Below are 14,278 nucleotides of genomic sequence, written 5' to 3' on the forward strand. Positions count from 1 at the left end.
CGCCGGCCGGCGCCTACAATGAACACCATGCGTTTTTCCTCCCGAGTGGACGTCACCGAACCGAATGCCATATCGCTTGCCGAGGCCCGGGCGCGGGCCGAGGGCGTGAACCTGATGAAGCTCAACGACTCCAATCCCACGCGCCACGGACTGGCGCCGAAGGCGATTCCGGGCGTCTACGAGGCGAATCCCCGAGGCCCGCGGGCGGCACGGGAGGCTCTGGCGGACTTCCTCGGGCGCGATGGCTCCCGCACCGTGGATCCGGATCGGCTCTATCTGCTCAGCTCCACCTCGCAGGCGTATTCATGGCTGATCAAGCTGCTGTGCGATGCGGGCGACGTGGTGCTTTCGCCCAAGCCGGGCTATCCGCTGATCGAATCGATCGCAAGGCTTGAGAACGTTTCCGCGGTGGAGTATTCGCTGCTGTATGACGGTTCATGGATGATCGACCTCGCGCAGGTCGAGTCGCTGCTGGACGAGTATGCGGATAGGGTACGGGCTTTGGTGCTGATCAATCCGAACAATCCTACCGGATCGTACGTCAAGCCCGGCGAGCGTCAACGGTTGGTTGGGTTGTGCGCCGAACGGGGGGTGGCGATGATCGCCGACGAGGTGTTCTTCGATTATTCGCTCGACCCGTTCGACGGCAATCGGCGGCTGGCTGGCGAACGCGGCGCGCTCACCTTCGCGCTGGACGGGTTTTCGAAGATGCTGGCCGCGCCGCACGCCAAGGTCGGCTGGATCGAGGTCTCCGGTCCGGAGGGGGACGTCGCCGAGACGATGCGCCGGCTTGATGTGATCGCCGATGACTTCCTGCCGATGAGCGATCTGATCGCCGGGAGGATTCCCGATCTTCTGGCCTCCGCGGATGAACAGACCGCACGGGTGAGGCGGCGCACGCGGGGCAATCTGGCGCGTCTGCGTGAATTGCTGGCGCAGGATGATCTGGGCGTCACCGACGTGCTGCGCGCCGAAGGGGGATGGAACGTGTTGCTGCGGTTCCCCGCGGCCATTGATGAGAGCGATCTGGTGCTGTTGCTGATCCGACGGTTGCGGGCCACGGCCCAGCCGGGATTCTTCTTCGATATGACGGCGAACGGTTATGTGGCGGTGTCGCTGCTGCCGGAGCCGGCCGTGTTCGAGGAGGGGATGCGTCGTCTGCTTGAAGCCATTCGGCTGGAACTGGGGTGTGCTGCCGGTCCGGTTGGGTGAACGGACGATGACCGGGCGGTGATGTTCGGGTTAGTTGTGAGTTTTTGCTTATTCGAACACGGAAATGGCAAGTGAATCGCACGACATGCGACATGAAAATTATCTTCTGTAAGCGTGTCGTTTGATTTTGTGCGATTTATGGTGGATTGGTGCGTTCTAATCGCACGGAACCGCAAGATATCGCGTGTGTATCCGTTATCCTTTTGTGATCTTTGGCCAACGGTGGCGGGAAGCCGCCGACGATGGTTGCGAACGCCGATGAAAAGGTGGGACTATGGAGGCTGTTGGACGACGGACGGATCGTCCGGCATCGACGCTGTTCCCACGGCGTCGGTATCACCGCATTTGAGGGGATGGACATGACCGATACCGGCAACACCTTCACCATGACGAAGTCCGAAGTCAGGCGACTGCTCGACGAAGCGCACGACGGGGGGTTCGCGTATCCCGCGATCAACATCAGCAATCTCGATACCGCGATCGCGGCGATGGAAGGGCTTGAACAGGCGAACAGCGCCGGATTCGTTCAGGTGAGCATCGGCGGCGCCAAGCAGGCGAGCCCGGTGGGTGATCCGGTCGAGGGATCCATCATCATCGGCAGACTGATGCGCGATCTGCGCAAAAGCCACCATGTGCCGATCATGCTGCACACCGACCACTGCCATGCCGACTACGTGGACACCTGGCTCAAGCCCCTGCTCGTCGAGCTGAAGAAGCTCAAGGACGCCGGCGAGGAGAAGATCTTCGATTCGTTCATGTTCGACGGCTCCCACGACGAGATCCATGACAACGCCGCGACGATCCGCGAACTGCTGCCGCTTGTGGAGGCCGTGGACGGCGTGCTGGAGGTCGAGGCCGGTGGCAAGTGGGGCGGCATGGAGGACGGCGTGGCCGACAAGGCCGTATACAGCACCCCGGAGGACGTCGCCGTGATCCAGCAGGTGTTCAAGGACCTCGGCCTGAACGAGGACGACTACCTGCTCGCCGTGGCCTTCGGCAATGCGCACGGCACCGCCGTGATCCCCGATCTCAAGCCCGAACTGCTCAGCGAGATCGCCGAGAAGACCGGTGTGCGCAACATGTACGTGTTCCACGGCGGTTCCGGCTCGCCCGACGAGGACGTGCGCGCCGCGGTGAAGGACGGCGTGGTGAAGATGAACGTGGACACCGACACCCAGTACGAATTCACCAACGGCATCGATGCCTTCTTCGTCGAAGCGGACGGCAGGCAGCGTTCGCACCGCGTGGGCAAGAAGTACTTCGATCCGCGCAAGTGGAACGCCGCGGGACGCAAGGCCATGACCGCCAAGGTGGTTCAGGTGGCCGAACTGCTCGGCAGCGCCGGGCACGCCCGCAAGGTCGAATACAAGTCGGTGCTGGAGCCCGTGCTGGCCTGACCGGCCGCATCCCGATGCCGTCGGGCCGGCCGGAGCAGTGTTGGTCGACCGGCCCGACGATTCGCGTCGCGTCGCCTCGCCGGCGAAGCGTTCCCGTACGCTTCCATCGAACCGTCAATCATTGAGAACACAGCAAGCCATACCGTACATAGTCGTACAGAAAGAGTGAACATCCACCATGAGCAAGGGCAACGTCTATCTTCTTCGTCACGGTCAGACCTACTGGTCCATGTCGGGCCAGCACACCGGTCGCACCGATGTGCCGCTGACCGAAACCGGACGTCGGCAGGCCGTCGAAGCAGGGGACCGCGTGCGCGCCGATCATCCCGAACCGTTCGCCGCGGTGTTCTGCTCGCCGCTGATCCGAGCCAGCGAAACCGCCAGACTCGCAGGCTTCGACGCCGAGGCGTTGGACGACCTCATGGAATGGGACTACGGGCGTGCCGAAGGCCGCACCCGCGGGCAGATCGGCGAGGCGCTGGGACGAACCTGGAACCTCTGGGCGGACGGCCCGCAGTCCGTGCCGGAATCATTGGGCGAGGAGCGTGTCGAAACCCTTCCCGACGGTCAGCAGGTGTCCGTGCATCTCACCGAAGGCGAACCGCTCGACGAAGCGTTCGCCAGAGCCTCGCGCGTAGCCGAACGGGCCCGCGAATACGCCGACCGCGGCGAGGACGTGCTGCTGGTGGCCCACTCGCACATCCTGCGACTGGTCGCCTGCGCATGGGTGGACCTGCCGGCGTCCGACGGGCGCAAATTCGAACTCGGCACCGCCCGATACGTGGTGCTCGGCGACCACAAGGGCCAGCCCGTCATCGAACGTTGGGGCGCGTGAATCAGTCATCAGACGGCAAAAAGGTACAAGCAGGTATGAAGTACAACGATTCGGCGGTTCGCACGCCGATGATCATCGGTAACTGGAAGATGAACCTCGACCATGTTCAGGCAGGGCAATGGCTGCTCGAATACGCCGGGTCCAACGAAGGTTGGATCAGACGCATGGAAGAGTCGAACACCATGGTGAACCGCACCGAGATCGGCGTGCTGCCGTCGTTCACCAGTCTGCTGGCCATCCGCGATATGGCCCGCAAGACCAAAATGACCTCCGAACTGTACTTCGGAGCCCAGAACGTGAGCGAACTGGACGCCGGCGCCTACACCGGCGACATCAGCGCCCAGATGCTGGCCGCGCTGGACTGCCGGTACGTGCTCGTCGGGCACTCCGAACAGCGTCGATACCATCCGGAGGACGACGACAACATCGACCAGAAGGTGCGCGTGGTGCTCGACGCCGGTATGACCCCGATCATCTGCATCGGTGAGACCAAGCTCGGCCGCGACAACGGCATCGGCATCGACTATGCGCTCAACCAGCTCGTCGCCGCCGTGCGCATGCTCTCCGCGGCCGATATGTGCAAGGTGATCGTGGCATACGAGCCGGTGTGGTCGATCGGCACCGGCGCCACCCCCGAGCCGCCGGTGATCGAATCGGCGCTCGCCGACATCCGTGATTTCATCAACGCCACCTTCGGCGCCGACGTGGCCGAGAAGGTCCGCATCCTCTACGGCGGATCGGTGAAGCCCGACAATGCCGCCGCCATCATCCGCCGGTATGGCATCGACGGTTTCCTGGTGGGAGGCGCGAGTCTCGACCCGAGGCAGTTCGCCAAGATCTGCCATCGCGTGGCCGAATCGAGTGTGGTTCGTCTGCGCCGCAGCGCCGAGACCATCTACCTGCCCGGCAAGGGAACGGTGCAGGAATTCGCCGAATCCACATTGCAGGCTCCCCATCAGATCACCGCCGAGCAGGTGGCGAACAATCATCCCGACAATGCGGCGTGGCGCGCGGCATTGGCATTGGCCGCCTACCGCACCGTCGGATTCAAATGGTTGGAGGAACAGGCCGACATCGAGAACGAGGATGCCGCCGACGCTTCGGGAACCATGATGGTGGGAGGGGACCCGGATGTGCTGCGCGACACGATCTGGGCGAACCGTCTGCGGATCATCGAATCGCTGATGAAGCTGATCGATGAGGGTCGCATCCGGGGACTGTTCTCGATTCGTCAGTGGCTGATCGAGTGCGATGATTCGCTTGACTATGAGAATCGCTGCGACATGCTGGCCGAGGAGATGGCCAACGTGTCGTGCCTGAGGGCGTATGAGGAGCTCGGTCGCGACAGGATCGACTTCGAGGAGTTCCGTGTGGCGTTCGTCTCCGGCTATCTGCTGTGCGACGTCGACACGCGTAACCGTCTATGGCGCATTCGCGGCATCGATCGCAAGAAGCATTCCCCGTGGAAGGAGCACAAGCTCTCGTTCTAGCCTCAGCGCATGTTCCGAGTGTTCTAGGCCGGGACTCCGTGATCGCGACGGTCCCGGCGTTTTATCTAACAATTGGTAGATAAACGGCGTGTTGGATCGATGTTCTCTTTAGACTGTTGGTGTGCTTGAGGCACTAGCGCTTGATATGCCGTCGGCATGGATGCCGATGGCATACGCATGTGCCCGGAGTATTGACACTGACGGTTCAAGCGGAGGAACACGCGATGGGCAATCTTCTTTTGGCGGTGATCTATGCCGCATTCATCAGTCTCGGGCTTCCGGATGCCGTGCTCGGCTCCGCCTGGCCCATCATGTACCGGCAGTTCGACGTGCCGGTGTCGTACGCCGGCAGCATCTCGATGATCATCAGCGCCGGAACCATCGTCTCGGCACTGATGAGCGACCGGCTCACGCTGAAGCTCGGCGCGGGCAAGATCACCGTCATCAGCGTAGGAATGACAGCGATTGCACTTGCTGGTTTCTCATTCTCCTCGGCGTTCTCGGCGTTCTGGATGCTGTGTCTATGGGCCATTCCATACGGTTTGGGAGCGGGAGGCGTGGACGCCGCGCTGAACAACTATGTGGCGTTGCACTACTCCAGCCGTCATATGAGCTGGCTGCACTGCATGTGGGGCATCGGGGCCAGCGCCGGCCCGTACATCATGAGCTTCGCGCTGACCGGCGGATATGGATGGAACAGCGGCTACCGTTGGATCGCCATCCTGCAGATCGGGCTCACCGCCCTGCTGATCTTCAGCCTGCCGCTATGGCGCACTCGCCAGTCGCAGCCGGATTCCACCGCGCAGCCGGATTCCACTGTGCAGTCGGATTCCACTGTGCAGCTGGACTCCACCGTGCGGGCCGATTCTTCCGAAGAGCCGCGAAAGGCGCTGAGCCTCTTCGATGTGTTCGCCATCAGGGGTGCGAAATCCATTCTGGTCATGTTCTTCTGCTATTCGGCTTTGGAAATGACCACCGGGCTGTGGGCCGCCAGCTACATGGTTCTCGGCCGCGGAGTCGACGCCAGGCAGGCGGCCGCCTGGGCGAGCCTGTTCTATGTGGGCATCACGGTGGGACGTGCGGCCAGCGGCTTCCTGACCATGCGGTTCGACGACCCGACGATGATCCGCATCGGTCAGGTGCTGGTGGTCTGCGGCATCGTGCTCATGCTGCTGCCCGTGCCGGGCGATCTCACCACCCTCGTCGGCCTGATCGTCGTCGGTCTCGGCTGCGCGCCGATCTACCCCTGCGTGATCCACTCCACCCCCGCTTATTTCGGGGCCGACAAATCCCAGGCGATCGTCGGCGTGCAGATGGCCTGCGCCTACGTCGGCAGCCTTTCCGCACCGCCGGTGTTCGGTTGGATCGCCAATCACGTCACCATCTCCCTGTTCCCGTGGTTCCTCATCGTGATCCTGCTGCTCATGGTGGCGATGCACGAGAACCTTCGCAGGGTTCGCGGCGACGTCTCCTCCGACATGCCGGCGTAGTCGATTCCGGCAGACGATCGCGGTCGATTCCGGCAGGCGATCGCGGTCGCGGGATCCGCCTTCATACGGAACACGAACGGCCGTAGGTGTTTTCGTGGGTTACAATCGCCACATATCCCCAACGACTCGACGAGGAGAAGAACATGATTGAATCCGCACAGGCCTTCGGCATCGACATCGGCGGCTCCGGCATCAAGGGAGCCCCGGTGGATCTCGGTGAGGGCAGGTTCGCCTGCGAGAGGCTGCGCATCCCCACCCCCGAGGAGGCCACGCCGCAGAACGTCGCCGCCGTGGTCAAGCAGATCCTCGACCACTACGAGGTGGAGGACGGCACCCCTATCGGCATCGCGTTCCCGGCACCGGTGAAGCCGGGCCGCGCACTGGGATTCATGGCGAACCTCGACCAGTCATGGCTTGGCGTGGACGTCAACGAGCTGATGTGCCGCGAAACCGGCCGAGAGGTGTATGTGGTCAACGACGCCGATGCGGCCGGCCTCGCCGAAGCCGCATACGGTGCGGCCAAGGGCAACAAGGGCCTGGTGATCGCCACCACGCTCGGCACCGGCATCGGCACCGCGCTGATCATGAACGGTCAGCTCGTGCCCTGCACCGAACTCGGTCATCTGCTGCTCGAAGGCAAGGGGGACGCCGAGAAGTACGCGGCCGATTCCGCACGCACCCGCGACGAGCTCAGCTGGAAGAAGTGGGGCAAGCGCCTGACCAAGTACTACCGTCTGCTGGAGCACTACTTCAGCCCCGACGTGTTCGTCGTCGGCGGCGGCGTGAGCAAGAAGCACGATAAGTTCTTCCCCTACATCCAGGTGGACACGCCGATCGTGCCGGCCGCGCTGCTCAACGATGCGGGCATCGTGGGCGCCGCCTATTACGCCACCACGATGATGCAGAACCGCGAACGCTGATTCGGCACTGATCGAACAGCAGCACTGATCGAACGCCGATCGGCTGCGATCCGGGGCCCTTCCGATGAGCGGGAGGGCCCCGAACCATATCCGTCGTATGTTCGGCCGCATCTCGGTCGGCCTTGACTACCGGTCGATGTCGGCTACAGCCAGGTGAACCACGATTCCACCGTGTAGTAGGCGATCGGATCGGCGGCCCGCAACGGCCCGATCTTGCCGGTCATGAACGTGCATGCCGCCGTCATGAACAGGGTGAGCAGCGTGAGCGTCACCAGCAGCGTCAGAGCCATCCTCTCCGCTGCAGCCTGCTCCGTCGTGCCGCCGATCGCTTTGACGCTAGAAATCCCCGGCTGCTTGACGCCACCCGACGCGGGTAGGAACCGTCGCACCGCCATCCGTTCTCCGAGCGAGGGCATCGCCAGAATCGAGGCGAAGGTGAACAGCCACGCGAAATCGCCCACATATCGCCAATCCATGCCGCCCTTGTAACTGACGAACGCCAGTTCGAGCAAACCGAGGCCGGCCAGCGTGCAGGCCATGCCCCACATGCGGTGGCGCGTCAACGTCCTGCGGAGCCACGGCAGTGTGAACACCAGCAGGCAGATCGGGGCGAACCACAGGAATCCGCACAGCAGCCGCTCATGATACTGCCACGTATTCAGCGGTGTCGTCGGTACGGCCAGCCATGGGAATCGGTCGATCACCCGCGGCGGAATGAACAGGTAGTAGCTTACGATCTGCCCGAACACGTCCAGCGGTTCGCGATATCGATTGAGATCGGTGACGGTGAGCTGCTTGTCGTTGCCGAAATCCAGAAACGAGCCGAACCGCCAGAAGTTGTAGTACAGCAGCCCGGCGAACACGGCGACGGCCGGCAGGATCGCCGCGAGGTCGCGCCTCCAGCTCGACAGCGCGTTCGGCGGCGAGGCTTCGCCGTCGACGGCGAGCATGCGGCTTCGCCATCGGGAGGGCAGCAGCGGGCGCAGGAAGCCTAGAATCAGGCCGGATCGTATTTCGTCGGCGAAGATCGGCAGGAACAGTACGGCCACGGCGATGAACGTGGCCCTGCATCCCAGCGTGGAGGCCACGCACAACGAGCCGAAGGCGAGATGCGGTTTGGAAAGCCTGATCGTCGTCGGACGTGGTGCGCCGGGGATGTCCTGTCGGCCGTCCTCGGTGTCCAGCCATACGTCGTCCGCGGTCCATAGGCGCCATCGTTTGCGGTCCGCGTCCCACGCCCGTCGTGCACCCAGCCACAGCCACAGGCCCAGCGCCGACATCATCAGCGCGGCGGTGAGCGGCACCTCGTAGAACGTGCCGCGTATGCACAGGAACCAGATATCGGATCCGGTGAGGAACGCGATGAGTGCCAGCACCGTCATGCCCACGCTGGTATGGGGGAAGTTCCGGGCGAACAGTCGTATGACCAGCAGGGATCCGAACACCACGAACCCCACCGAGAACAGCGCCGCCGCCACCGAGGCGGGAAGCCAGGCGCCGCCGCTCACCCACAGCGAGGTGATCAGCTGATAGGGCATGAACACCAGTATCGCCGGCACTACGCCGAAATACGAATACCAGTGTCCGTTGAAGAACACATGATCCCAGTAGATATCGTCCACACCTTGGGAGAGCAGCTGGTTCCTCACGTTCACGTCATACGGGTTCGACGCTTCGACGAGCTCCTTCGGCACCGGCAGATCCAGCCACGGTCGGCCGTGCAGCAGCGAGTCGGCCATCTGCGCATACTGGTTGAAATCGTAGGTGTACGAATATGGCTGGTGCGACCATTGCGGCCCCTGCCAGATCGACTGCCAGATCGCATGACCGAAGTAGATGGCCAACGGCACGCACGCCACGGCGAAGGCCATGCGCTGCGCGCGGTCCGCCGTGTTCAGCTCCATGCGGTACAGCGCGGATCGGGGGCGCAGCACGAACAGCATCGCCGCGATGCCGATCATCACGCCCAGCCTCAGCCAATCGATGCGGAACGGGGGAGCGGCGTTGACGTCCAACCGGTCGAAGGCGAACTGAACCCCCGTGGTCTCCTGCACCCAAAGGCGTATGGACGAGACCGAACGGCCTCCGTCATCGGTGCGGTTGCGAAGATACGTGGTGGCGTCAATGCTTCGATGCGCCACGTTCTCGACGCCGGTATGCCATGCGTCGGTTTCGCTCCCGGCGTTCGGGACGGTGCGGGTGTCGAGGCGCAGATGCAGGGCGCCGATGAACGGATGACCCTCTCCCTGCAGCAACGCATCGTCTGCTGTGGCGTCGCCGGACCGCCAGCGGATCGTCGCCACCGGTGAATCGATGCCGTCGATCTCGATGTACGCCTGCGTGGGATCGTCGATCAGCAGCACGCCATCGCCGTTGCGCTCAAGCCCCTTGCCGAGCCTGACCGTGGTGTGCGCCGGAGCGTCGGGAATGCTCAGCGTGGTCCAGAACGGAAGGTTGAACGCCACCGACTCCAACAGCACGATGATCAGGGCGGCGATTCCGACGAACCGCCACGGGCCGTTCCCTCTTCCTGACCGTGGTGTTCGTCGTCGTGCGGCGTCGAAGCGCTTCCGGGCGGTTCCGACGTTCCTCGATGGTTCACGCAGTTTCACCGTTTCATTGTAGAAAGCCCGCAGGAAAGGAGCGTTCGGCGGCATCGCCTCGCATTGTCGGCCATATGAGGTTCAATGATGGTCGATAATCGAATACGCATCTTCAGGGCAGGGTGAAATTCCCGATCGGCGGTATAGTCCGCGAGCATTCGAGTCGGCACGTCAGTGCCGTGGGAGTGTGGGAGCGCAAGCGCTCGTGAGCCGGTGAGATTCCGGTACCGACAGTTACAGTCTGGATGAAAGAAGCATGCGGCGGCGTACGCATACCCGTCGTGGCCATAACGCAGACCCTGGATTCCGTATGGAGTTCGGGGCTTTTTCGTATAGGGTCGCCACGGCACGGCAGCGCATGGCGTGGCGACGCATACGGGTGTGGCCAGGTCATGCGGGGTTGCATCGTATGCGGCGCTCAGCCACGAATCCCTGGACATGCTCTATCGCGTCGAAAGGGGAACCGTGGACGATAGGGAATACATGTCCGTGGCGTTGGACCACGCGAAGCGAGGATTGGGCAAGGTCAATCCCAATCCGCTGGTGGGTGCCGTCATCGTGCGTGACGGGCGGATCATCGCCACCGGCCATCATGACCATTTCGGCGGCTGGCATGCCGAACGCGACGCATTGGAATCCGCGAAGCGGCAGGGCGTATCGGTGCGCGGCGCGACCATCTACGTCACTTTGGAGCCGTGCTGCCATCAGGGCAAGCAGCCGCCGTGCACGCAGGCGCTGATCGACGCGGGAATATCCCGTGTGGTCGTCGGTTCCGCCGATCCGAATCCGCTGGTCGCCGGCAAGGGCATACGGCAGTTGCGGCAGGCCGGCATCGCCGTGACCGAAGACGTACTCCGCGCCGAATGCGATGCGATGAACGAGATCTTCCTGCACTACATCGTCGACCGCCGACCGTTCGTACTGCTCAAATACGCGATGACGCTGGACGGCAGGATCGCCACGGCGAGCGGCGCCTCCCGATGGATCACGGGGGAGCCGTCTCGACGTCGGGTTCACGAGGACCGCAACCGGTTCGCCGCCATCATGGTCGGCGTGGGTACCGTGCTCGCCGACGATCCGCGGCTCACCTGCCGGATCGAACACGGTCACGACCCCATTCGCATCATCTGCGACGGCGGGATGCGTACCCCCTTGGACTCGGTGGTGGTGACCACGGCCCGTGACACGCCTACGATCATCGTCACCAACCCGTTCGACGAGCATGACGAGGGTGTCGCCGAACGAGTGGGACGGTATCGGGACGCCGGATGCGAGGTGCTGCCGGTTCAGACCGCGGACGACGGTCATCCGAGTCTGCCAGCGTTGATGGAACTGCTCGGAGCCCGCGGCATCGACAGCGTGATGATCGAAGGCGGGGCCACGTTGGCATGGTCCGCCCTGCGCTCCCATGTGGTCGACAAGATCGACGCCTATATCGCGCCGAAGCTGTTCGGCGGCGAATCGGCGCCGTCCCCGGTGGGCGGAGAGGGCGTGAACACGCCCGACGACTGTTTCCACGTCACCGATCCGCAGGTGATCCGTCTGGGCGATGACGTGCTGATCGAAGGGGGTGTCTCGTATGTTCACCGGAATCGTTGAGGATCTCGGCACGGTCACGCAGCTGGTCCGCGGTGCCGATTTCGCCCGGCTTTCCGTCGCGTCCGACGTGGTGGTCACCGACCGCACCCGCATCGGGGAAAGCATCGCGGTCAACGGGGTATGCCTGACGGTCACCGGCATCCATGATTCGACGTTCACCGCCGACGTGATGCACGAGACGCTGCGCCGATCAAGTCTGGGAACGCTGCGCCGGGGCAGCCGCGTCGATGTGGAGCGGGCGATGCCCGCGGACGGAAGGTTCTCCGGTCATCTCGTCTCCGGACACATCGACGGCACCGGCGAGATCGAATCGATCCGACGCGACGGCATCGCCACCGTATACACGATCCGGGCTCCCCGGACATTGCTGCGATTCATCGCGGAGAAGGGGTCGATCGCCGTGGAGGGGATCAGTTTGACGGTGACGTTCGCCGACGACAATGCATTCGGCGTGTCGATCATTCCGCACACCGCCGATCACACGGTGCTGCCCGAACGCCGGGTGGGAGACATCGTCAACCTCGAGGTCGATCCCGTCGCCAGATATGTGGCCCGGCTCATGGCGATGGACGGGCACAACGACGGGCACGACGAAGGAACGGCGGACGGGAAGCCGGGCGGTGCCGGTGCCGGTGGGACGGCAGCCTCCCCGCTGACACGGAACTTCCTGATCGAGCACGGTTTCTAACCGGCCGGTTCTCGCAACGGCAGGCAGGACGCCGGACGAACCGCGATCAGCGGACTTCGATCAATGCAACATCAACAATCAGCACATCAGTAATCAGCACATCAACAAGGAACGATCACATGAATATGTCCATGAACATTATGAGCGGCGGGCCCGAAGACGGTGCGCCGGCCGAACGCCGGGAAGAACGCCATGCCGGCGACCCCGTGGAGCGGGCCATCCGGGACATCGCAGCCGGACGCATCGTGGTGGTGGCCGACGACGAAAGCCGTGAGAACGAAGGCGATCTCATCTGCGCGGCACGATTCGCCACGCCGAGGAACATCGCCTTCATGGCCAGCGAGGGGCGTGGACTGATCTGCACGCCGATGAGCGCGAAACTGGCCGAACGGCTGGAGTTGCCGGCGATGTGCGCCACGAACACCGACAACCACCATACCGCGTTCACCGTATCCATCGATCATATCGCCACATCCACCGGCATCAGCGCCCGCGACCGTTCCGTCACCGCCATGGCATGCGTGGATCCGCAGACGAAACCGGAGGATTTCCGACGTCCCGGGCACATGTTCCCGCTGGTGGCGAGGCCGGGCGGCGTGCTTGAACGCAACGGACATACCGAGGCGACCGTCGATCTGGCCCGACTGGCCGGACTCGAACCGTGCGGACTGTGCTGCGAGATGATGAAACGGGACGGCACCATGATGCGGCGAGACGACCTCAAGGCGTTCGCCGAGGAGCATGAGCTGGCGTACATCACCATCGCGCAGCTGCAGGAATACCGGCGTACGCACGAATTCCCCCGCACCGTGCGTCGGGTGGCACGGGTGTCGCTGCCCAGCGAGTACGGGATGTTCACCATGGTCGGCTACGAGTCCGAAAACGGCGGCGAGCATGTGGCGCTGGTGATGGGCGACGATCTGCTCGCGGCGATGGACGACGAGGCACCCCTCCCGGACTCCGAACCCGTGCTGTGCCGGGTACACTCCCAGTGCCTCACCGGCGATGTTTTCGGATCCCGCCGCTGCGATTGCGGGCCGCAGTTGCACGAGGCCATGCGTCGCATAGCCGAACGGGGCAGGGGCGTGCTGCTGTATCTCAGCCAGGAAGGGCGGGGCATCGGCCTGCTGAACAAGCTTCGCACCTATGAGCTTCAGGAACAGGGCTTCGACACCCTCGACGCGAATCTGCGACTCGGATTCCCCGCCGACCTGCGCGAATACCACACGGCCGCGGCCATTCTGCGTGATCTCGGCGTGCATGCCATCGACCTGATGACCAACAACCCCGACAAGATCGACCAGCTGCGCCACGCCGGCATCACCGTGGCCAGCCGCGTGCCGATCATCATCGCGGCGAACGAATTCGACGCGAATTACCTGTCAACCAAACAACAACGCATGGGACACCTGCTGGGCGTCCCGGCAAAGGAGGAACGATCATGACCGTATTCGAAGGAAAGCTCGTCGCCGAATCGACCGGCAGCGAAGGCGCGGCGCGTCCGATCCGCGTGGGCATCGTGGTCGCGCGATTCAACGAGTTCATCACGTCGAAGCTGCTGTCCGGCGCGCAGGACGGTCTGCGCCGTCACGGCGTGGACGACGAGAACATCGACGTGGCCTGGGTGCCCGGCTCGTTCGAGATCCCGATCGCGGCCAAGCGCATGACGGCCACCGGCCGCTACGATGCGGTGATCTGCCTTGGTGCGATCATCCGCGGCTCCACCTCCCATTACGACCTCGTGTGCAACGAAACCGCCAAGGGCATCGCCCAGGTCTCCCTGAACTCCGACGTGCCGGTGCTGTTCGGCGTGATCACCACCGAGAACATCGAGCAGGCGATCGAACGCGCCGGCACCAAGGCCGGCAACAAGGGATTCGACTGCGCCCTCGGCGCGATCGAGATGATCAACGTGCTGCGGTCGATCAGCGAAGGACGCTGACGGCATCCCCGCCGGTCGGTTCGTGCGGCGCCGACCGGCGGGCGGTGTTCTCTATAGGCGAGGAAACGCCGAGGTTGTCTGACTGGATTGTGACAATGAACG

Annotated in this window: 11 protein-coding genes and 1 riboswitch; of the genes, 10 read left to right on the forward strand and 1 reads right to left on the reverse strand. The window is 63.5% G+C overall.

Annotation, left to right across the window (positions count from 1 at the left end):
• The first annotated feature begins 27 nt into the window (after positions 1-27).
• The 6 genes from Uis1B_RS04740 (at position 28) to ppgK (ending at position 7,344) form a co-directional block, all read left to right on the forward strand.
• Positions 28-1,212 (forward strand): pyridoxal phosphate-dependent aminotransferase, encoded by a 1,185-nt coding sequence (locus Uis1B_RS04740; RefSeq protein WP_101616211.1) that lies wholly within the window; start codon positions 28-30, stop codon positions 1,210-1,212.
• 359 nt (positions 1,213-1,571) lie between these two features.
• Complete coding sequence (locus Uis1B_RS04745) at positions 1,572-2,609, forward strand: class II fructose-bisphosphate aldolase (protein ID WP_165782736.1); 1,038 nt, start codon at positions 1,572-1,574, stop codon at positions 2,607-2,609.
• Between the two features lie 178 nt (positions 2,610-2,787).
• Positions 2,788-3,444, forward strand: a complete 657-nt coding sequence (locus Uis1B_RS04750) for a histidine phosphatase family protein (RefSeq protein WP_101616082.1) — start codon at positions 2,788-2,790, stop codon at positions 3,442-3,444.
• A gap of 35 nt (positions 3,445-3,479) precedes the next feature.
• On the forward strand, positions 3,480-4,934 hold the full coding sequence (gene tpiA / locus Uis1B_RS04755) for a triose-phosphate isomerase (RefSeq protein ID WP_101616086.1): 1,455 nt from the start codon (positions 3,480-3,482) through the stop codon (positions 4,932-4,934).
• A 224-nt stretch (positions 4,935-5,158) separates the two neighbouring features.
• Positions 5,159-6,424 carry an MFS transporter gene (locus tag Uis1B_RS04760; protein WP_101616088.1) on the forward strand — a complete coding sequence of 422 codons (1,266 nt, stop codon included), beginning with the start codon at positions 5,159-5,161 and terminating at the stop codon, positions 6,422-6,424.
• Positions 6,425-6,567: 143 nt separating this feature from the next.
• Positions 6,568-7,344 carry a polyphosphate--glucose phosphotransferase gene (gene ppgK, locus Uis1B_RS04765; RefSeq protein WP_101616090.1) on the forward strand — a complete coding sequence of 259 codons (777 nt, stop codon included), beginning with the start codon at positions 6,568-6,570 and terminating at the stop codon, positions 7,342-7,344.
• A 143-nt stretch (positions 7,345-7,487) separates the two neighbouring features.
• Here the strand turns inward: ppgK and Uis1B_RS04770 are convergent, their stop codons facing one another.
• Positions 7,488-9,956 (reverse strand): LTA synthase family protein, encoded by a 2,469-nt coding sequence (locus Uis1B_RS04770; RefSeq protein ID WP_165782737.1) that lies wholly within the window; start codon positions 9,954-9,956, stop codon positions 7,488-7,490.
• 95 nt (positions 9,957-10,051) lie between these two features.
• A riboswitch (FMN riboswitch) is annotated at positions 10,052-10,209 on the forward strand.
• A 101-nt stretch (positions 10,210-10,310) separates the two neighbouring features.
• Between Uis1B_RS04770 and ribD the strand changes: the two genes are divergently transcribed.
• The 4 genes from ribD (at position 10,311) to ribH (ending at position 14,176) form a co-directional block, all read left to right on the forward strand.
• Entirely contained in the window at positions 10,311-11,546 is a 1,236-nt protein-coding gene (gene ribD, locus Uis1B_RS04775; RefSeq protein WP_207763381.1) for a bifunctional diaminohydroxyphosphoribosylaminopyrimidine deaminase/5-amino-6-(5-phosphoribosylamino)uracil reductase RibD, read from the forward strand.
• A complete protein-coding gene (locus Uis1B_RS04780; RefSeq protein WP_101616094.1) occupies positions 11,527-12,234 on the forward strand; it encodes a riboflavin synthase in 708 nt (235 codons plus the stop codon). Before ribD ends, Uis1B_RS04780 begins: the two co-directional genes overlap by 20 nt.
• Positions 12,235-12,359: 125 nt before the next feature.
• Entirely contained in the window at positions 12,360-13,679 is a 1,320-nt protein-coding gene (gene ribB / locus Uis1B_RS04785; RefSeq protein ID WP_243390260.1) for a 3,4-dihydroxy-2-butanone-4-phosphate synthase, read from the forward strand.
• On the forward strand, positions 13,676-14,176 hold the full coding sequence (gene ribH, locus Uis1B_RS04790) for a 6,7-dimethyl-8-ribityllumazine synthase (RefSeq protein ID WP_101616096.1): 501 nt from the start codon (positions 13,676-13,678) through the stop codon (positions 14,174-14,176). The genes ribB and ribH overlap by 4 nt, the downstream gene beginning before the upstream one ends.
• The last annotated feature ends 102 nt before the right edge of the window (positions 14,177-14,278 follow it).

It is taken from the genome of Bifidobacterium margollesii, from assembly GCF_002860355.1.
GTDB lineage: Bacteria > Actinomycetota > Actinomycetes > Actinomycetales > Bifidobacteriaceae > Galliscardovia > Galliscardovia margollesii.

Coding starts and splice junctions, on each gene's coding strand:
- Uis1B_RS04740 (WP_101616211.1), top strand. CDS start 28: ATGCGTTTTTCCTCCCGAGTGGACGTCACCGAACCGAATGCCATATCG.
- Uis1B_RS04745 (WP_165782736.1), top strand. CDS start 1,572: ATGACCGATACCGGCAACACCTTCACCATGACGAAGTCCGAAGTCAGG.
- Uis1B_RS04750 (WP_101616082.1), top strand. CDS start 2,788: ATGAGCAAGGGCAACGTCTATCTTCTTCGTCACGGTCAGACCTACTGG.
- tpiA (WP_101616086.1), top strand. CDS start 3,480: ATGAAGTACAACGATTCGGCGGTTCGCACGCCGATGATCATCGGTAAC.
- Uis1B_RS04760 (WP_101616088.1), top strand. CDS start 5,159: ATGGGCAATCTTCTTTTGGCGGTGATCTATGCCGCATTCATCAGTCTC.
- ppgK (WP_101616090.1), top strand. CDS start 6,568: ATGATTGAATCCGCACAGGCCTTCGGCATCGACATCGGCGGCTCCGGC.
- Uis1B_RS04780 (WP_101616094.1), top strand. CDS start 11,527: ATGTTCACCGGAATCGTTGAGGATCTCGGCACGGTCACGCAGCTGGTC.
- ribB (WP_243390260.1), top strand. CDS start 12,360: ATGTCCATGAACATTATGAGCGGCGGGCCCGAAGACGGTGCGCCGGCC.
- ribH (WP_101616096.1), top strand. CDS start 13,676: ATGACCGTATTCGAAGGAAAGCTCGTCGCCGAATCGACCGGCAGCGAA.